This window comes from Klebsiella sp. K5-45 (assembly GCF_030128605.1).
Taxonomy (GTDB): Bacteria; Pseudomonadota; Gammaproteobacteria; order Enterobacterales; family Enterobacteriaceae; genus Klebsiella; species Klebsiella quasipneumoniae.
Genome location: NZ_JAKUZW010000004.1, coordinates 376506 through 394331, shown reverse-complemented (window position 1 = coordinate 394331; position 17826 = coordinate 376506). Strand labels below are relative to the sequence as shown.

17 protein-coding genes and 1 pseudogene are annotated in these 17826 nt (G+C 57.3%); 6 read left to right on the top strand and 12 right to left on the bottom strand.

Features of this window, described 5'->3' with window-relative positions:
- Window positions 1-3 precede the first annotated feature (3 nt).
- Window positions 4-264, bottom strand: a complete 261-nt coding sequence (locus tag MKS11_RS11045; RefSeq protein WP_023320022.1) for a DUF1471 domain-containing protein — start codon at window positions 262-264, stop codon at window positions 4-6.
- A 140-nt stretch (window positions 265-404) separates the two neighbouring features.
- Window positions 405-1019, bottom strand: coding sequence for a flavin reductase family protein (locus MKS11_RS11040; protein WP_004886190.1), 615 nt, complete (start codon window positions 1017-1019; stop codon window positions 405-407).
- Between the two features lie 96 nt (window positions 1020-1115).
- On the opposite strand from MKS11_RS11040, the gene rlmF reads away from it, so the two are divergent.
- The gene (gene rlmF, locus MKS11_RS11035) at window positions 1116-2030 is read left to right on the top strand and encodes a 23S rRNA (adenine(1618)-N(6))-methyltransferase RlmF (protein WP_284109531.1); all 915 of its coding nucleotides are present in this window, start codon (window positions 1116-1118) and stop codon (window positions 2028-2030) included.
- Here the strand turns inward: rlmF and ybiO are convergent, their stop codons facing one another.
- The 6 genes from ybiO to rhtA all read right to left on the bottom strand — a co-directional run bounded on the left by ybiO (window position 2031) and on the right by rhtA (window position 8631).
- Window positions 2031-4226 (bottom strand): mechanosensitive channel protein, encoded by a 2196-nt coding sequence (ybiO, locus tag MKS11_RS11030; RefSeq protein WP_087771578.1) that lies wholly within the window; start codon window positions 4224-4226, stop codon window positions 2031-2033.
- A gap of 110 nt (window positions 4227-4336) precedes the next feature.
- Entirely contained in the window at window positions 4337-5059 is a 723-nt protein-coding gene (glnQ, locus tag MKS11_RS11025; protein ID WP_004212183.1) for a glutamine ABC transporter ATP-binding protein GlnQ, read from the bottom strand.
- Window positions 5056-5715: a glutamine ABC transporter permease GlnP gene (gene glnP / locus MKS11_RS11020; RefSeq protein WP_002895837.1), complete on the bottom strand. Its 660-nt coding sequence runs from the start codon at window positions 5713-5715 to the stop codon at window positions 5056-5058. The genes glnQ and glnP overlap by 4 nt, the downstream gene beginning before the upstream one ends.
- A gap of 125 nt (window positions 5716-5840) precedes the next feature.
- Window positions 5841-6587, bottom strand: coding sequence for a glutamine ABC transporter substrate-binding protein GlnH (glnH, locus tag MKS11_RS11015; protein WP_004886198.1), 747 nt, complete (start codon window positions 6585-6587; stop codon window positions 5841-5843).
- Window positions 6588-7002: 415 nt separating this feature from the next.
- Window positions 7003-7506 (bottom strand): DNA starvation/stationary phase protection protein Dps, encoded by a 504-nt coding sequence (dps, locus tag MKS11_RS11010; protein ID WP_004886200.1) that lies wholly within the window; start codon window positions 7504-7506, stop codon window positions 7003-7005.
- 237 nt (window positions 7507-7743) lie between these two features.
- The gene (rhtA, locus tag MKS11_RS11005) at window positions 7744-8631 is read right to left on the bottom strand and encodes a threonine/homoserine exporter RhtA (protein ID WP_004886203.1); all 888 of its coding nucleotides are present in this window, start codon (window positions 8629-8631) and stop codon (window positions 7744-7746) included.
- A 351-nt stretch (window positions 8632-8982) separates the two neighbouring features.
- Between rhtA and ompX the strand changes: the two genes are divergently transcribed.
- Window positions 8983-9495, top strand: coding sequence for an outer membrane protein OmpX (ompX, locus tag MKS11_RS11000; protein WP_004886207.1), 513 nt, complete (start codon window positions 8983-8985; stop codon window positions 9493-9495).
- 96 nt (window positions 9496-9591) lie between these two features.
- On the opposite strand, the gene MKS11_RS10995 is transcribed toward ompX, so the two are convergent.
- A complete protein-coding gene (locus tag MKS11_RS10995; protein WP_004886211.1) occupies window positions 9592-11172 on the bottom strand; it encodes a phosphoethanolamine transferase in 1581 nt (526 codons plus the stop codon).
- Window positions 11173-11440: 268 nt separating this feature from the next.
- A complete protein-coding gene (gene mntS, locus MKS11_RS10990; RefSeq protein WP_004886214.1) occupies window positions 11441-11566 on the bottom strand; it encodes a manganase accumulation protein MntS in 126 nt (41 codons plus the stop codon).
- 185 nt (window positions 11567-11751) lie between these two features.
- Here mntS and mntR point away from each other — a divergent pair, with 185 nt between their 5' ends.
- The 4 genes from mntR (at window position 11752) to MKS11_RS10970 (ending at window position 15665) form a co-directional block, all read left to right on the top strand.
- Window positions 11752-12225 (top strand): manganese-binding transcriptional regulator MntR, encoded by a 474-nt coding sequence (mntR, locus tag MKS11_RS10985; protein WP_087771577.1) that lies wholly within the window; start codon window positions 11752-11754, stop codon window positions 12223-12225.
- On the top strand, window positions 12222-13334 hold the full coding sequence (locus tag MKS11_RS10980; RefSeq protein WP_004886219.1) for an anion transporter: 1113 nt from the start codon (window positions 12222-12224) through the stop codon (window positions 13332-13334). The genes mntR and MKS11_RS10980 overlap by 4 nt, the downstream gene beginning before the upstream one ends.
- A 170-nt stretch (window positions 13335-13504) precedes the next feature.
- Entirely contained in the window at window positions 13505-14881 is a 1377-nt protein-coding gene (locus tag MKS11_RS10975; RefSeq protein ID WP_284109530.1) for a glycoside hydrolase family 1 protein, read from the top strand.
- Between the two features lie 67 nt (window positions 14882-14948).
- Window positions 14949-15665, top strand: a complete 717-nt coding sequence (locus tag MKS11_RS10970) for a GntR family transcriptional regulator (protein ID WP_065802257.1) — start codon at window positions 14949-14951, stop codon at window positions 15663-15665.
- Between the two features lie 131 nt (window positions 15666-15796).
- Here the strand turns inward: MKS11_RS10970 and ldtB are convergent, their stop codons facing one another.
- Both ldtB and MKS11_RS10960 read right to left on the bottom strand, forming a co-directional pair.
- The gene (gene ldtB, locus MKS11_RS10965; protein WP_004886230.1) at window positions 15797-16711 is read right to left on the bottom strand and encodes a L,D-transpeptidase; all 915 of its coding nucleotides are present in this window, start codon (window positions 16709-16711) and stop codon (window positions 15797-15799) included.
- Between the two features lie 177 nt (window positions 16712-16888).
- Window positions 16889-17804: pseudogene (locus tag MKS11_RS10960) on the bottom strand (tyrosine-protein phosphatase).
- Between the last annotated feature and the right edge of the window lie 22 nt (window positions 17805-17826).

Below are 17826 nucleotides of genomic sequence, written 5' to 3'. Positions count from 1 at the left end.
AGGTTATTGATAAATTATAGCTGAACCGTACAGCCGGTTACCGCTGCTGGCGGCATTGACCCGCCAGGCTATCGCCCCACGGCGGTGGGCCTTATCCGCGAGGGCAGCCACCAGGTCGTCAAGGGTACGGGCGCCGGAGGCGGAGACGGTGCCGACAGGGCGCAGCGGCCCGTCATAGGGCAGTTCAGGTGTCAGCGGCAGGGAAGAGGCCGCATTGGCCTGAGCGGCAAGCGCAGCGGCAAACAGCAGCGAGGTGATTTTCATCAGCATATCCTCATAAACAGCATGGGACATAGCTTAAGTGTAGGCCTTTCCAGACCGCGCAGCAGGGAATTTTTTATGCAAAAACAAGGCGTTTTGCATGCTACCGGCGCAGGGTAGCGATACTCTGGCCGGTAAATTATTTAGCGGGCGTCCGGGCGGATCATGTCAAAACGCAGGCTGTCATCAATACTGTAATAGGCGCTCGGACCTCCGGCGCGCAGGATCGGCTGAGCGCGGGCGGTTTGATAGATGCCGTTATCCAGCAGTGATTCATCGATATGCACGGCGACCACTTCGCCGAGCACCAGCCATGTATCGACAAGATTGCCGTCGGCGGTGGCGAGCTGAATACATTGCGACAGGCGGCACTCAAAGTTCACCGGGCTCTCCGCCACCCGGGGGGCCTTGACCAGGCGGCTGGCGGCGGCGGTGAGCCCGGCGCGCACGAATTCATCCTCATGGTGCGGGATCGAGGCGGAGGTTTCGTTCATCGCTTCGGCCAGCGGGCGCGTCGCCAGGTTCCACACGAACTCCTTCGTTTCGACGATATTTCGCACGCTGTCTTTCCAGCCGCTGCTGGCGAAACCAATGATCGGCGGGCGATAGTTAAAACAGTTAAAAAAGCTGTATGGCGCCAGATTATGCTGGCCCTCGGCGTCCTGCGAGGCGATCCAGCCTATCGGGCGAGGCCCGATTATCGCGTTCAGCGGGTCATGCGGCAGGCCGTGGCCCTGCGAAGGTTGATAAAAGTACATGCTGCACCTGTCACGGATAAAGGAGATATCCAGACTCCCTTATTTACCGCGCCGCCGTCAACGGGTATCTTACGCGGCTGTTCAAAGGAGATTGTCATGAAAGCCCAGAAACCGGGGTTACACCCGCGTAACCGCCACCATCAACGCTACGACCTGCCCGCGCTCTGCCAGGCTCATCCTGACCTGCAGGGATACATTACGCTCAATCCGCGGGGTGAGCAGACCATTGATTTTGCCAATCCGCAGGCGGTTAAGGCGTTGAATAAAGCGCTGCTGGCGCATTTCTACGCGGTCAAACACTGGGACATTCCTGACGGTTTTCTCTGTCCGCCGGTGCCCGGGCGGGCCGATTATATTCATCATCTGGCGGATCTGCTGGCCGGGGACAGCGGCGAAGTGCCGAAGCAAGCCACGATCCTCGATATTGGCACCGGCGCCAACCTCATCTATCCCCTGATCGGCGTTCACGAATACGGCTGGCGCTTTACCGGCAGCGAAATCAGCCCGGAAGCCTTCGCCAGCGCGCAGTCGATTGTTAATGGCAACCCGGGATTGACCCGGCAGATCCGTCTGCGTCGGCAAAAAGAGAGCCAGGCCATCTTCCACGGCGTGATCCACAAAAACGAGACCTATGACGCCACCCTGTGCAATCCGCCGTTCCATGACTCCGCAGAGAGCGCCCGGGCGGGCGGCGAGCGCAAGCGCCGCAATCTCGGACTCGGCGCCGACAGCGGGCTTAACTTTGGCGGTCAGCAGCAGGAGCTGTGGTGCGAGGGGGGCGAAGTGGCCTTTATCTCGCAGATGATCCGCGAAAGTCAGGCCTTCGCCCGCCAGGTGAAATGGTTTACCTCGCTGGTGTCGCGCGGCGACAATCTGCCGCCGCTCTACCGCCTGCTGACCGAGGTCGGGGCAGTGAAAGTGGTGAAAAAAGAGATGGCCCAGGGGCAAAAGCAGAGCCGCTTTATCGCCTGGAGCTTTATGGACGACGCCAAACGCCGCCGTCCGTTCTAACTACTCCACGGCCGGGCTGTCGGCGCCCGGCATCGGCAATTGCTGCCAGGTCTGTACCGGGGCGCGAACCCCGGCGCGATCGAAGTGCTTTTTCACCTGGGTATCAAGGGCAAAGCGCACCGTCCACTGCTTCAGCGGCAGGGTGGTGAAGCTGACGCGCAGCGTAAAGGCGGTATTGCTCAACCCCACCAGCCCGGCGAACGACGGTTCGCCAATGATCAGGCCGCGGATCTCCTCCTGGGCCAGCAGATCGTCCACTGCCGCCTTCAGCGCCTGGCTGGCTTTATCCAGATCCTCATGGCGATCGACGTCATAGTTAGCCACCACCGAGCCAATGCCGCGCACGAAGTTGGCAAAGGTGGTGATCGAGGACCAGGGAATAATGTGATAGGCGCCGGTATCCTGGCGCACCCCCACTGAGCGAATCGACATCCGTTCCACCGTGCCGGTCAAAGGCCCGATGGTGACCAGGTCGCCGGTATTCATCCCGTTCTCAAACTGGATAAAAATGCCGGTGATAATGTCTTTAACCAGGGTTTGCGCGCCAAACGAGATGGCCAGCCCTAACGCCCCGGCGCCCGCCAGCAGCGGCGCGATATTGACCCCAATCTCCGAGAGCAAAATCATCACCGTGATGGTGCTGATCACCACCGCCAGCGCGTTGCGAAACAGGGTTAGCAGCGTACGGGCCCGCGCGCTGGGCAGCGGACGGCCATGGATATCCGAGGCCAGACGGTTTTCGATCAGGCTGGCCAGCACCGTCCAGCCGATAGCGGAGAAGAAGAGGATAAGAGCGATACGGATCAGCACATCCACCGTTTTTTGCCCGGCATCGTTGTGCAGCCATTCGCGGAAGTCAAACAGCCCCCAGGCGCTCAGGAGCAGCATTATGGCGACACAGACGGTGAGAATGCGCGCTGCCTTCAGCGAGGCGGAGATCCAGCCGTTCAGCCGCTTTTGCAGCTCAGGATAGTTGCGCTGGGTGGCAGGGGAGAGAGTGATGGTTTTGGCTATCCAGCGCGACAGGATGCCGGACACCAGCGCCGCGCCGCCGATAATCGCCAGGCTGCGCAGGGTGGCGCCCATCATAAATTTCAGGCTGTTGCCTGGGTCGAACAGGGAAAAGAAGAAGAGCACCACAAAGTAGGCGCAGGCCAGCCAGTGCCAGATCAGGGCGAAGGCGCGGATAAACAGGCTAAAAAAGGAGAGCGAGCGGTCAGCCAGATGGATCAGCCCCTGCGTAATCACCGCTTTGTTATGAAAAATCAGATACAGCGCCCACAGCGTAATGCACAGCATGATGATGACGTTAGCCAGCGCGCCGACCTGAACATTCACCTGGTTAGAGATAATCGGCACCGCGACGATCAGGCCGTAGCCGATCAGGCTGCTGAGGGCGCTCAGGCGCAGACTCCAGTAGGAGGCGGCCTCGTCGCTGAGGTTAAAGGGCCTGAGCGCTGGAATGCGCGGGCAGAAAATGAGCCGCAGGATGGCTTTAAAGAACTCGATCAGCGCGAAGGCGTTGAGGAAAAGGCTCTGCTGAAAGGCGATAGTGGGGTTGTTGCCATCCAGACGATCGCTCAACAGCTGACCGACAAACAGGGTCAGCGCCAGCAGCAGCAGATCGATAATAAACGCCCCGGCGATGGTCAACGGCAGCTGGAGCCAGTTTCCGCGATCGCGGTTTTTATGCCGTCCCCATTCGCCCATTTTACGATACAGCGGCAGCGCCGCGAGGCGTACCAGCCACCAGAAGGCAAACACCAGCCCGGCCAGCAGTAAAAAATGCCAGGCGGCGCTGGTAAAGGTTTGTGGATTAAAGGGCTTATGCGGCGAGCCGGTAATATTGCGCCACAGCTGGGAAAAGCGCGATGAGAGCTCATCGCCATATTCCCGGCTGATCTGCGTGACGTTCTCCAGCACGGTGGTCTCTTCTTTCACCGCCGGCGGCGTCAGCGTCGGGGTGCTGTCGGGCGGCGGCGTGGCGGCCGCTTTACGCAGCTGGTCAATGAGCTCTTGGCGGGCGGCGTCGTTGGCCAGCACGTCGGCCAGCGCGGCATAGGCCGCTCTTTTCTGTTCTATATCGGGTTCGCTGGCGCTGGTTTTATCGGCGTTAGCGGTCGGCACGCCGGGCAGGGCGGCGGCGGAAAGCGGGGCAGTAAACAGTGCAGCGAGCAAAAGCAGGATCCACGGCATGGGCACCTCCGTTGCAACGTAAACGGGTAAGTATAGAAGCCGCTGGCGGAAGGGGAGGGAAGAGGAATCTGGAAAGCGGCTCTCTCCGCGAGGGAGAGAGCCGTTGTGGGTCAGGCGACGTGCTGCAGGAATTCGCGCAGACGCGGGCTTGGCGGGTTGTTCACCAACTCCTGTGGATTGCCGTCTTCGGCAATTCGTCCTTTGTCGATAAAGATCAGTCGCGAGGCCACTTTTTCGGCAAAGCCGATTTCGTGGGTCACAATCACCATCGTCATACCCTCTTCCGCCAGATCCTGCATCACCTTGAGCACTTCATGGCGCAGTTCCGGGTCGAGCGCGGAGGTGGGCTCATCAAACAGCATCATCTTCGGCTTCACCGCCAGCGCGCGGGCGATGGCCACACGCTGCTGCTGGCCGCCGGAGAGTTCAGACGGATAGTGATGCGCGCGCTCAGCCAGACCGACTTTCGCCAGCAGATCTTTCGCCAGCTTCTCCGCTGCCTGTTTGCTGGCGCCGCGTACCCGCAGCGGGCCAAACATCACGTTTTCCAGCGCCGTCAGGTGCGGGAACAGGTAAAACTGCTGGAACACCATTCCTGCTTCCTGACGAATCAGACGTTCGTCCACCTTTGGATCGTTGACCTTCAGGCCATCGACAATCAGATCGCCGCTGGTGATCTCTTCCAGTTTATTGATACAGCGCAGCATCGTCGATTTACCGGAGCCGGACGGGCCGATGATGACCACCACTTCACCCTGATTGATTTTCAGAGAGATATCGTGCAGCACCTGGGTTGGGCCAAAGTGCTTGGAGACGTTTTTAAATTCAATCACAGGATTTTCATCCTTCTTTCAAGACGACGCAGAATAAAGCTCAAGACCAGGGTGATGATCAGGTAGATCACGGCAACGGCGCTCCAGATTTCCAGCGCGCGGAAGTTGCCGGCGATGATCTCCTGTCCCTGACGGGTCAGTTCGGCGACGCCGATGACGATGAACAGCGAGGTATCCTTGATGCTGATGATCCACTGGTTGCCCAGCGGCGGCAGCATGCGGCGCAGCGCCAGTGGCAGGATCACGTGGCGAATGGTTTCGCGACGCGACAGGCCGAGCGCCAGGCCCGCTTCGCGGAAGCCTTTATGAATGGAGAGCACCGCGCCGCGGGTAATTTCCGCGATATAGGCGCCCGAGTTAATCATGATGGTCACTACCGCCGCGGAGAAGGGGTCAATGCGCAGATCGCTAAAGGCCATCGGCAGCGCAAAGTAGATGAACATAACCTGCACCACAATCGGGGTGCCGCGAATGATTTCAATAAACACCAGCGCGATGTGGTTGGCGATCCAGCCGCCGAAGCAGCGGGCGAAACCGGCCACCAGACCGATGATCAGGCCGCCGGCCAGGCCGAGGACGGAAATCCACAGCGTCATTTTGGCGCCTTCCAGCAAAATCGGAATGGCGGGCCAGATGGCACTCCAGTCAAACTGCATAATACGTTCCTGTTACCGTGTCGAGAGCAGAGGAAAGCCTCCGCCAAAATACGGTCTTCCGCAGCGTCTGTGCCGGAAGACCGTTGTGATGTCGCCGGGCCTGCGCCCGGCGAAGGACATTTTTATTATTTTGGTTCAGTGCCGAACCATTTTTTATAAATTTCGTTGTAGGTGCCGTTCTCGCGCAGCGTTTTCAGCGCACCGTTCACTTTCTCACGCAGCTCGTCGCTGCCTTTCGGGAAGGCGATACCGTAGTTTTGCGCTTCCAGTGATTCACCTACCGCTTTGAATTTGCCGTTGCCCGCAGTTTTGATGAAGTAGAGGATGTTCGGCGTATCGTGCAGGACGGCATCCGCGCGGCCGGTACCCAGCTCCATATAGGCGTTATCGATGTTCGGGAACTGACGCAGATCTTTGGTTTTGATATTAGCTTTGGCGTAGTCAACGGAGCCGGTGCCGCTCTTCACCGCGACCACTTTGCCGTTCAGATCTTTCACATCTTTGATGTCGTTATTATTGGCGTTGACCATCACCAGCAGGCCGCTTTTGTAGTAGCCGTCAGAGAAGTCGATGGCTTTTTTACGCTCGTCGGTAATGGTGATCCCCGCCAACGCCAGATCGATATTTTTGGTTTGCAGCGCCGGGATAATGCCGCTGAAGTCCATCGGCTTCAGGGTGTAGTCGAGCTTCAGCTCTTTGGCGATGGCCGCCCACAGGTCAACGTCAAAACCCACATACTTATCGCCTTGCTTAAATTCGAACGGGACGAACGCCGTATCGGTGGCGACAACCAGGGTCTTATTGGCGGCATGGGAAGAAACCGCAAAAGCCAGGGTCAGTGCAGCCAGTGAAACTTTAAATACAGACTTCATAGCATTTCCTTTTATATCCACGGGACGATCCCCTGCGAGAACGACTAGCCTAATGAAAAAATCGTGCCACTTTTACAACCTGTTGTTTTTAAACAAACGAAGCGGTAGCCGCTGCACAATATCGATCATTTCAGGCAAAGAGTGCACCATAACGGGGCGTTATTTTGGTGCATCCTGAGGTCGCTGAATAACGAGCCCATTTTTAGCGCAAACCCTGATGGGAAAACAATCTCGGTGTAACGATTGTGTGAGGTGATTATTACAATTGTTTTACTTTTGTGCGCATTTTCATCAATTTGACGCCCTGAAATGGTGCAAGGACAGCGGGTGAGGGAAAGGCGGAGGGGAAAAACAGCAATGGTTGGGATGGGAAAGCAAAGGCGCCGTCGACCGCGCTACGGCCGACGGCAAAGCCTTACTCGATGTTCGCTTCAATAAACCACAGGAATTTATCCAGGTCGCGGGAAGCGGCGGTGAAGATATCTGCGGTATCTTCGTCTTTGGCTTCACCGATCGCTTTGCGCACATCGTTCGCCACTACCGCGTAACGGTCCGCCAGCGCTTTCAGGTGATCCTGAACATGATGGATATCCAGCGGATAGCTCTGCAGCGGGGTTTTGCTGTTGATCACCTGAGTGGTGCCCAGGGCGACGCCGCCCAGCTGTACGGCGCGCTCCGCCATGGTATCCAGATGCTCAGTGAGCGCGGTACGGAAGCCATCCAGCATTTCGTGCACGGCGATAAAGTTCGCACCGCGCATATTCCAGTGTGCCTGCTTGGTGATAAGGGACAGGTCAATGAACTGGATCACCTGGCGATTCAACAGCTCAATGGTCGCTTTCTTTTCGCTGTCAGCGACATCGTTGCGGGTATAGACCAGATTAGATGCTTTTGATTTAACCAGTTTAGCGGTACTCATCGTTTCATATCCTCTTGATATTGATGCTCGTCACACTTCAAAGCTGAATGATGTGGAGCGTTGTCCCAGGTAACTTCGGGACTAAGTATAGCAAGGGTTTTAAAGTATGAGGCATCGGCAGGCCATATTACTCCGATAGCGTAAAGTGGTTGGCTATTTGAAAAAACAAGCTAAGTCAGAAGGTTAGCGGAGGCTGGCGGGCCCGTAACTCGCGCGGGCCGCCGCCGTAACAGAATGTTAATTGATATCGACTTGCTTAATTTTGCTCTGCCGCTGCATGGTCAGCGTGGCGCCCATTGAGGCGATGATAATAGCGCCCAGCGCCAGGGTCTGGGAGAGATTCAGGGTTTCGCCGAGGAAGACCATACCGGACAGGGCGGCTAGCGCTGGCTCGAGGCTCATCAGCGTGCCGAAGGTGCGCGTCGGCAGGCGCGTCAGGGCCATCATCTCCAGGGAGTAGGGGAGTGCAGTGGAGAGAATGGCAATCCCCAGCCCCAGGGGCAGCAGCGACCATTGCCACAGCGTATCGGTAGCTTGCGCCATGCCTAACGGGACAAAGACCAGCGAGGCGATAAGCGACCCCATCGCCACCGTGGCTGGACCATGCTCCTCGCCCGCGCGCTGGCCGGTCAGAATATAGACCGCCCAACAGGCTCCGGCGCCGAGAGCGAACAGCGCGCCGGTTAAATCCACCTGCGCCACGTTCTGGCCCAGCGGCAGGAGATACCACAGCCCGAGGATCGCCAGCGCCACCCAGACAAAATCCAGCGGGCGGCGCGAGCCGAAAAGCGCCACCGCCAGCGGGCCGGTAAACTCGAGGGCTACCGCCACGCCGAGCGGAATACGCTGCAGGGATAAATAAAACAGATAGTTCATCGCCCCGAGCGCCAGGCCGTACAGCAGCAGCGGCACGCGCTGGGCCGGAGAGAAACGCAGCCGCCAGGGCTTGAACACCACCACCAGGATCAGCGTCCCGAGCGCCAGGCGCAGGGCGGTAACCCCCGGGGCGCCGACCACCGGGAACAGCGATTTGGCGAGCGATGCGCCGCTCTGAATCGAGGTCATAGCGATTAAAATCACCACTATTGGCAACCATGCCGCCGCTTTTCGGGATGGACCGGGCATCCTTTCTCCTGTCAGTTTTTGTCAAAAGGGGTAAAAGTTCCAGTGTACTGGAATTAGCTGCTGGCGGTTGAGCTAATGTTGAAAAAAACAGGGGCAAAAACAGTACAATGGCGAACGTTGCTGAGAAATTCACCAGGTGATTAGGATTAATCTGGATGCTTGCGAATTTCTTAATGAGCGTTAAACTGTAAGTTAACGCCAAAAACTGTTGTTTTCCATATTGTTATAGAAATATGGAAACTTTTGGTTACATGAAAAAGTATGTTAGACAATGTAAACTCCAAAGAGTTTCCCAAAAGTTTTTGATATATTTAAGGCTTAGGACTTATTAGAAACACATTTGAGGTGGTTATGAATAAAATTGCACGTCTTTCAGCACTGGCCGTTGTTCTGGCTGCATCCGTAGGTACCACTGCATTTGCTGCAACTTCTACTGTAACCGGCGGTTACGCGCAGAGCGACATGCAGGGTAAAGCGAACAAAGCTGGCGGTTTCAACCTGAAATACCGTTACGAGCAAGATAACAACCCGCTGGGTGTTATCGGTTCCTTCACCTACACCGAGAAGGATAACAACAGCAACGGTACTTACAACAAAGGTCAGTACTACGGCATCACCGCAGGTCCGGCTTACCGTCTGAACGACTGGGCAAGCATCTACGGCGTAGTGGGTGTTGGTTACGGTAAATTCCAGAACAACAACTTCCCTAATAAATCCGATATGAGCGACTACGGTTTCTCCTACGGTGCTGGTCTGCAGTTCAACCCGATCGAAAACGTTGCCCTGGACTTCTCCTACGAGCAGTCTCGTATTCGTAACGTTGACGTCGGCACCTGGATTGCTGGCGTGGGTTACCGCTTCTAATCACTCCGGTGATATAAAAAATCCGCCTTCCGGGGCGGATTTTTTTTGCCTGGCGATCGCCAGCCCGGCCGGTTGGCCGGCGCTGAACGCGTCGTTTTAGTTGATGGTGAACTCATCGCTGCCGAGGTGTGAATAGTCTACCTTCTGCAGCTGGAAGTTGGTGATATACACCGGGCCGGCCTTCTGCTCAGAGATAAACCGATAGCGCGGGGCGATTTCCGCCGCCTTGATTCCGGTCCATTGCGAGAAGAAGCTGAGGAAATCATTCGCCGAGCGCTGCGCCTTAATCACTTTATGCGCTTTGTCATCGCTGGAGAGCACCATAAACGGCACCTGGAAGTTCTGCTGGAACTTATCGTCGTGCGCCAGATACTGCACCTCTTTGCCTCGCTCCTTGAACGCCAGACCATGATCGGAAAAGTAGGTCAGGGAAAAGGTGGCGCCGGAATTTTGCAACTGACTGTAGAGCTTAGCCAGCAGGGTATCGGTTTGCGTCATGCTGTAGAGATAGCAGGAGGTCTCTTTCGACTGGACGAAAACCGTGTATTTGCCTTTGGTTCGGTCGCAGGCCTGCGGGTGCGAGCCCATCAAGTGCAGAACAATCAGCTGCGGCTGGGTGCGCTGGGTGGAGAGTACCTGCTCGGTCAACTTGAGTAACTGCTCGTCCTGGGTGTTTTTATTGGCTTCGAAATCGCCGTTTTTCAGGAACTGCACTTCGTCCGCCCGTTTGGCGATACTGGCGATAGCGGTGTCGTACTCGCCGATCTGTCCCTGATTGGAGAACCACCAGGTCTGGAAACCGGCACGGTTGGCGAGGGTGACAAAGTTATCCTGAAACTGCGGTTTGCCATCGACCACCCGGTTAAGCGTCAGGCCGAGGGATTTTTGCGTCGAGCCGCTGGCGGCGACGTAGTTGTTAAACAGATACCCGTTCACCGAACTGGCAAACGGCGTGTTGTCCCAGTGGCCGCCGAAGGCGCCGAGGGCGTCGCGGCGGGCGCTTTCACCGATCACCACCACATAGAGATGGTACTTCGGCTTCACCGCCAGCACGTGCCAGCTGTCTTTCATGCCGGCCAGCTGCGCCATCCGCGCCTGCTCGTCCAGCACCTCGTTATTATTCACCACCACGTCTTTGACAAAACGGAAGGCCGGGTAACCGGTATCGATTACCTTGAATACCCCGCCCCAGGCGAGATTTTGCACCGGCTGGAGAAAGAAGATCCCGATGCTGAACAGCAGGCCCAGGGTCTCCATTTTTCCCCAGCGGGTCTGCTCGACGATCCTGCGGCGGACCGCAATGATCCCCAGCGCGAAGATAAATACCGCCAGCAGATAGTTGTACCACGGGAAGATAGTGAGAATTTCGGTGGACTCTTCCACGTTGGTGGCGTGCAGCGCCAGCAGGGTGTTGAAGTTGGGCGCGCCGTAAGCCTGGCCAAACGGGTAGTAGAGGGCCGCCAGCAGAGAATAGGCGCCGACCACCCCTTTCTGCACGCGCGGAAAGGCGCGCCACAGAAGATGTAACACGCAGGTAAATGCCACGGTATAGAGCAGGCTAAATTCATAGCCCAGCGCCAGGTTAATCAACAGCGATTGTAAAAAGTAGAATCCTGTCCATGGGTTCAGTGCCAGTCGGCGGGCGACCAGCGTATCTTTCAGGGTGGTGACATTCATAGTAAACAATCAAAAAGAGGCCATGCGCATCCCCTGGCGTCAAGGGGTAAAACCTGCTGGACAGTGCGTGAAGAGGGTCTCTGCGAGCCGCGAATGTGGCAGGGCTGTGCAAAGATAGGGCTTGTAAATGGTAAGGTCAACCAGACATAACAGATTGTTTTGCGAGGGCGCTTACAAAACTTGAAAAAAGGTGGGGGGAACGGGATAAACCGGTCAGTTTAGCGGCGGATGATGACAGAAAAATGAAGCGGCGTACCGCGACGCCGCCTCAGGAATGGGGTTTGTCCTGCTGCGGTTTACCGTTGATCATCTCGCACAGCATACCGAGCAGCATTAAGCGTACTTTAAAGGGGGAATGACTAAACACGTTTAAGCACCTCTTGAATTCGTTCATCTGCTCTCCTCCTGCCTGTTCGCTCCATCATTCCCTGATGGATGTTTGCATTATATACAGATATAGCACAGGCTATATTTTATAGCTATGGCTAAAACGTTAATTTTTTGTGCTCTTGGCGCAATCCATTACAATGTGGATCTTTTTATATGATGCTTGACGCGTCACACGAATGAGGAAGCACAATGAACCGTCGCGCAGGTAAGCCAATAACAAAAAAAGTGACGCAGTTGGTAAATGTTGAAGAGCACGTTGAAGGGTTCCGTCAGGTGCGGGAAGCGCATCGACGCGAGCTGATTGACGACTATGTTGAACTGATTTCCGATCTCATCCGCGAGATGGGCGAGGCGCGTCAGGTGGATATGGCCGCCCGGCTGGGGGTCTCGCAGCCCACCGTCGCCAAGATGCTCAAACGGCTGGCCAGTGTCGGCCTTATCGAACAGATCCCGTGGCGCGGCATATTCTTAACCGCGGAGGGTGAGAAGCTGGCCCAGGAGAGCCGCGAGCGCCATCAAATCGTGGAGAACTTCCTGCTGGCTATCGGCGTCAGCCCGGAGATTGCCCGCCGCGATGCGGAGGGAATGGAGCATCACGTGAGCGAGGAGACGCTGGCGATGTTCCTGAAATTTACCCAAACACGGGGATCTCAGGAAGCATGACTCTTCCCTTCGTCCAGTCGCTGCTGCGCGACCGTTTTCTCCATCTGCTGCTGATTATCGCCTGCGTACTCAGCGTGATGGTGCCGTTTGTCCCGGCAAGCTGGCCGGCGGCCATTGACTGGCATACTATCATCACCCTCAGCGGCCTGATGCTGTTGACCAAGGGGATTGAACTGAGCGGTTATTTTGACGTGCTGGGGCGTAAAATGGCCCGCCGCTTTGTCACCGAACGCCAGCTGGCTATGTTTATGGTGCTGGCGGCGGCGCTGCTATCCACCTTCCTCACCAACGACGTCGCGCTGTTTATCGTGGTGCCCCTGACCCTGACGCTGAAGAAGTGGTGCGCCATCCCGGTGAACCGGCTGATTATTTTCGAAGCGCTGGCGGTGAACGCCGGGTCGCTGCTGACGCCGATCGGCAACCCGCAGAATATCTTACTGTGGGGACGCTCCGGTCTCTCTTTCCCTGGATTCATCGGCCAGATGCTACCGCTGGCGGCGGCAATGATGCTGACCCTGCTGGCGCTGTGCTGGTTCTGTTTCCCGGCAAACCGGCTCAACTACCAGAGTAGCGATAAGGCGCCATCGTGGCAGCCAAAGCTGGTCTGGAGCTGTCTGGGATTGTATCTGGTGTTCCTGACCGCGCTGGAGATGAATCAGGCGCTGTGGGGGCTGGCGCTGGTGCTGCTGGGCTTCCTGATACTGGCCCGGGCGGTGATCGTCCATGTGGACTGGTCGCTGCTGCTGGTGTTTATGGTGATGTTTATCGACGTCCATCTGCTGACCCAGCTTCCGGCGCTGCACCAGGTGCTGAGCGGGGTCGGGACGCTCTCCGGCGGTGGACTGTGGCTGACCGCCATCGGCCTGTCGCAGGTGATCAGCAATGTGCCCTCGACCATTCTGCTGCTCAACTATGTCCCGCCTTCGATCCTGCTCGCCTGGGCGGTTAACGTGGGCGGCTTTGGTCTGCTGCCGGGCTCGCTGGCCAATATCATCGCGCTGCGCATGGCAGGCGATCGGCGGATCTGGTGGCGTTTCCATCTCTACTCCATTCCCATGCTGCTGTGGGCGGCCCTTACCGGCTATTGGCTCTTCAAACTCTGCGCCTGATTTCCGCAGCGGTACGCCGCCCTCCACGCCGTTCGACAGGATCGCCCCTCGGGGCGATCTTTTTTTTGCCCGGCTCACAGAAAACGATCCCTGGCTTTGCGCATCCGTTCGCTTTTCGGTATATGACTAGTCATGAAATTTAAATGACTAGTCATATACCGAGGCGCAGGATGAAGAACAGACTACCGGCAGATTTCTTATGGGGTAATTCCGTCTCCAGCATGCAGACGGAGGGGGCGTGGAACGAGGGCGGCAAGGGGATGTCGGTGTACGATATCCGGCAACCGGCGGAATTCGCTTCCGACTGGAAGGTGGCGACCGACTCCTATCATCGCTATCGGGAAGATTTCGATCTGATGCAGGATCTGGGCATGAACTGCTACCGTTTTCAGATAGCCTGGAGCCGGGTGTGTCCTGAGGGAGACGGCGAATTTAATGAAGAGGGCATCGCCTTCTACCATCAGTTTATTGATGAACTGATCGCCCGCGGCATCGAGCCGATGATCTGCCTGTACCACTTCGATATGCCGCTCTCGCTGGCGGAGCGCTACAACGGATTCACCGACCGCCGGGTGATGGACGCCTTTATTCGCTATGGCCAGAAGATGATCGCCTGCTATGGCGACAAGGTGAAATACTGGCTCACCTTTAATGAACAGAATCTGTACCATTCGCCGGAAGCGTTTCTGATTTCCGGCTACCTGCAGGGGGAGAAGACCCTGCGCGAGCTGTATCTGATCCAGCATCATGTGATGATGGCGCACGTCCATCTGACCGATCACCTGCATCAGACGAAGCCGCAGTGTCTGATGGGCGGAATGCTGGCCCACGCCCTGGTTTATCCGGCGACCTGCAAACCGCGCGATATCCTGTGCGCCCAGCAGCTGGACGAGTTTTTAAACCAGAACCTGCTGCGGGCTTACGCCGGGGAGGGCTACAGCCCGGAAGTGATGCATTTTGTCGCCGCTGAAGGGTTCGATGATATCTATCGTCCTGAGGATCTGGCGCTGATGGCGACGGTGAAGGTCGATTATCTGGCGTTCAGCTATTACGCCAGCCGGACGCTGAACAGCGACACCATCCCGGCGGGAACGGCGGTTAACAACTATATGCTGTTTGGCAATCAGGATAACCCGTTCCTGAAAGCGACAGAATGGAACTGGCAGATCGATCCGCTAGGCTTCCGGACCATCATCACCCGCTATTATAACGACTGGCGCCTGCCGGTGTTCCCGATTGAAAACGGCATCGGGGTGATTGAGTCGTGGGACGGTGAACATCCGGTTGCCGACGATTACCGCATCGCCTACCATCGCGACCATATCAACGCCATGAAAGCGGCCATGTTTGAGGATGGGGCGCAGGTGATCGGCTATCTCGGTTGGGGATTAATCGATATCCTGAGCTCGCAGGGTGATATGCGTAAGCGCTACGGCGTGGTCTACGTCAATCGCGAGAACCATGACCTCAAGGATCTGCGGCGGGTGCAGAAGAAGAGCTATGCGTGGCTGAAGCAGGTGATCCACAGCAACGGCGACGTGATGTAACGATGTTCTGGCGGTCAGGTCAAGTATGCTGCCCGCCAGTCACTCACAGAATGTAAAAGGACCGGGAATGACGGCGAAGTATCTGCAAATTGCGCGGGAAATAAAAAAACGCATCATCAGCCAGCAGTATCCTGCCAGCGCGCCGCTACCCGACCAGTTTGCGCTGGCGGCGGAGTTCAACACCAGCCGGATGACCATCCAGCAGGCGATGCGCCAGTTAATCGTCGAAGGGCTTATCTATACTCGCAAAGGGCAGGGCACCTTTGTGCGGAAAAATTTCCTTCAGCTGTCGCAGTGGGAGCTGCCCGGTAGCGACTATTTCGGCGCCACCAAAACCTGGGAACATCTTGGCGAGGTGCAAAGCGAAGTGGTGCGCTTCGAGGTGCGTTTTCCCACTGAGAAGGAGCAGAGTTCGCTGCTGATCGACGCCGATGCCCCGGTGTATGACTTTGTCCGCCTGCGGCTGCTCAACGGCGAGCCGGTGTCGCTGGATTTGACGGTCATGCCGGTGGGGCTGGTGCCGGGGTTAACCAAAAGCCATCTGGAGGGGTCGGTGTTTCGCTACGTGCAGGAGACGCTGGGGCTGAAGCTGATGGGATCTTACCGCGTGGTGCGGGCGATGAAGCCGGACGAACTGGATAAACAGCATCTTCACTGCGAGGCCACCGATCCGGTGCTGGAGGTGGAACAGGTTATCTATCTGGAAGACGGCACGCCGCTGGAGTACGCCCACTGCCACTATCGCTACGACCACGGCGGGATTATTCTGGTGAATAACGGCTAGACCGGGGGACCCTGCCGGCGCAGCGCTCAGCAGGGCCACGGTGTTGTCAGGTTTAGCCAGCCGCAGCCAGAGACAATACAGATAAAAAAACGGCGGGCATCAGGCCCGCCGTTTTTGCTGTCATGCTGAACTTAGTTCAGACGCACCGGCATACCGGAGCGGTTCTGGATAGCCTGCTCAACCACGCTCTGATCGACATCAGACTGGCTGGTGATCGCCTGTACCGGCTGAGTCAGGGTGATCGGCACGATCTCGCCGCCCTGGAACTGGGCTTCGGTGGTCGACAGCGGGTTATGAACCTCGATGTAACGGCTGCCGTCCGGCTCGGTGGTGGCTTTTACCGGCTCATCGATAAACTGCACGCGGGTGCCGACCGGCACGTTCTCAAACAGGAATTTGATGTCATCGTTGCGCAGACGCACGCAGCCGTGGCTCACGCGCAGGCCGATACCGAAGTTAGCGTTGGTACCGTGGATGGCGTACAGGCGGCCGATATACAGCGCGTACAGACCCATCGGGTTATCCGGACCGGCCGGTACGACGGCAGGCAGCGGGTTGCCGGCGGCAGCGTATTCCGCATGCATCTTGGCGGTCGGCGTCCAGGTCGGACCGGCCTTCTTACGTTCGACTTTGGTGGTCCAGTTGATTGGCGTATCTTTACCCAACTGGCCGATGCCGATCGGCAGAACGATCACGGTATTGGTGCCTTTCGGGTAGTAGTACAGACGCATTTCCGCGCTGTTGATGATGATCCCTTCATGCACGGTATCCGGCAGGATCAGCTGCTGAGGGATGTTCAGGACGCTACCGCCCTTCGGCAGATAGGTATCCACCCCCGGGTTGGCTTCCAGCATGTTGGAAAGCCCCATCTGATATTTGGCCGCGAAGTATTCCAGCGGCTGCTTGTTATCATCCGGAATGGTGATGACCTGGTTCTGACCAACCAAACGGCTGCCATCGGTTGGCAAAGGATAGGTGACAGCAGACGCTGTATTGCAAAAGCCTACGATGGCGAAGGCTGCCGCTAAGAGTGTAGATAATTTCATAGTTTTTAATGTCGTGTGCGAAATCAACGCCACACAGGCCTTTGTTAATGATTGAGACAGTAGATGGGAGCGCATTATATGTGCATTCCGCTGAACAGGTAAATCAGATGTGTACGAAATCACATTTTTTTCCCTGTCGCCTCGGCTGCCGCGCCCTGGCGTTGGGGGCGACAGGGGTTAGTCTTCCAGCAGCCGGGCCTGCAGCGCGACGCGGGCCGGGGCGGTGAGCTGATACTCTTCCGCCAGCCAGGCGTCGACATTGCCATAGCGCTGCTGAATGGCCGACAGCGCGGCGGCGAGATAGGACTCTTTCACCGTCAGGATGTCCGCCAGGCTCTGGCGCCCCTGGGCCGTCAGGTCGTTGCCGAGCATCTCCAGCATCCAGGCCTCCACCTGCGTCAGCATGCCATGGGTGAGGAGATACTCCTCCATCACCGTCTCGCTGTCGCATCCGACGGCGAACAGGGTTAACGCGCAGCCGACGCCGGTGCGATCTTTACCGACCGCGCAGTGTTGCAGCAAGGCGCCGTCGAAAGGGGTCGTCAGCCACGCGGCGAGCTGGCGATAGGCCGGGTTGTTAAACGGCAGCTGGCGATAGAGTTGCAGCATAAACTGCTCGCCGTTCAGCGCATTAAGGGTGGCGGCATTCAGCTCGGTGACCTTCGCATTGACCTCGCCGAGCGGCGGATTGGCCGGCGCGTTGAGATAGTGGGTGAGCGGGCTCAGTTTGTCCGGGGTGCGCTGCACTTCACCGGGGTCGCGGTAGTCGAGCACCCGGCTGAGCGGCAGGGTATCCAGGTGGTTGAGATCCTCAGCCGTAAGCCGGTTTAGCGCGCCGGAGCGCAGCAGCTTGCCGCTGCGTACCCGGCGTCCGTCGGCGGTGCGCTGGCCGCCCAGGTCGCGAAAATTGATGCCGCCCTGCAGGGATAAAAAGGCCGGATGTCGCGGTAGGCTGGTGGTCATGGGACTCCTCATCATCACGTACAGAATAACGGTTTGCGCGCAGGTTTCTGGCGCATCTGACAAAGACCATAGCACAAGCGCCGCGGCGGAATTTACCGCAGACCGTGAAAAGTGCGTCATTTACTGGCATAATGTCTGCTGTATCACACCCC

What these genes read in the sequence shown, in the direction of transcription:
- rlmF (WP_284109531.1), top strand. Translation starts at nt 1,116, where the DNA reads ATGAAAGCCCAGAAACCGGGGTTACACCCGCGTAACCGCCACCATCAA.
- MKS11_RS11045 (WP_023320022.1), bottom strand. Translation starts at nt 264, where the DNA reads ATGAAAATCACCTCGCTGCTGTTTGCCGCTGCGCTTGCCGCTCAGGCC.
- MKS11_RS10995 (WP_004886211.1), bottom strand. Translation starts at nt 11,172, where the DNA reads ATGAATGTCACCACCCTGAAAGATACGCTGGTCGCCCGCCGACTGGCA.
- ybiO (WP_087771578.1), bottom strand. Translation starts at nt 4,226, where the DNA reads ATGCCGTGGATCCTGCTTTTGCTCGCTGCACTGTTTACTGCCCCGCTT.
- ompX (WP_004886207.1), top strand. Translation starts at nt 8,983, where the DNA reads ATGAATAAAATTGCACGTCTTTCAGCACTGGCCGTTGTTCTGGCTGCA.
- mntR (WP_087771577.1), top strand. Translation starts at nt 11,752, where the DNA reads ATGAACCGTCGCGCAGGTAAGCCAATAACAAAAAAAGTGACGCAGTTG.
- MKS11_RS10980 (WP_004886219.1), top strand. Translation starts at nt 12,222, where the DNA reads ATGACTCTTCCCTTCGTCCAGTCGCTGCTGCGCGACCGTTTTCTCCAT.
- glnP (WP_002895837.1), bottom strand. Translation starts at nt 5,715, where the DNA reads ATGCAGTTTGACTGGAGTGCCATCTGGCCCGCCATTCCGATTTTGCTG.
- MKS11_RS10975 (WP_284109530.1), top strand. Translation starts at nt 13,505, where the DNA reads ATGAAGAACAGACTACCGGCAGATTTCTTATGGGGTAATTCCGTCTCC.
- mntS (WP_004886214.1), bottom strand. Translation starts at nt 11,566, where the DNA reads ATGAACGAATTCAAGAGGTGCTTAAACGTGTTTAGTCATTCCCCCTTT.
- MKS11_RS10970 (WP_065802257.1), top strand. Translation starts at nt 14,949, where the DNA reads ATGACGGCGAAGTATCTGCAAATTGCGCGGGAAATAAAAAAACGCATC.
- glnH (WP_004886198.1), bottom strand. Translation starts at nt 6,587, where the DNA reads ATGAAGTCTGTATTTAAAGTTTCACTGGCTGCACTGACCCTGGCTTTT.
- rhtA (WP_004886203.1), bottom strand. Translation starts at nt 8,631, where the DNA reads ATGCCCGGTCCATCCCGAAAAGCGGCGGCATGGTTGCCAATAGTGGTG.
- ldtB (WP_004886230.1), bottom strand. Translation starts at nt 16,711, where the DNA reads ATGAAATTATCTACACTCTTAGCGGCAGCCTTCGCCATCGTAGGCTTT.
- MKS11_RS11040 (WP_004886190.1), bottom strand. Translation starts at nt 1,019, where the DNA reads ATGTACTTTTATCAACCTTCGCAGGGCCACGGCCTGCCGCATGACCCG.
- dps (WP_004886200.1), bottom strand. Translation starts at nt 7,506, where the DNA reads ATGAGTACCGCTAAACTGGTTAAATCAAAAGCATCTAATCTGGTCTAT.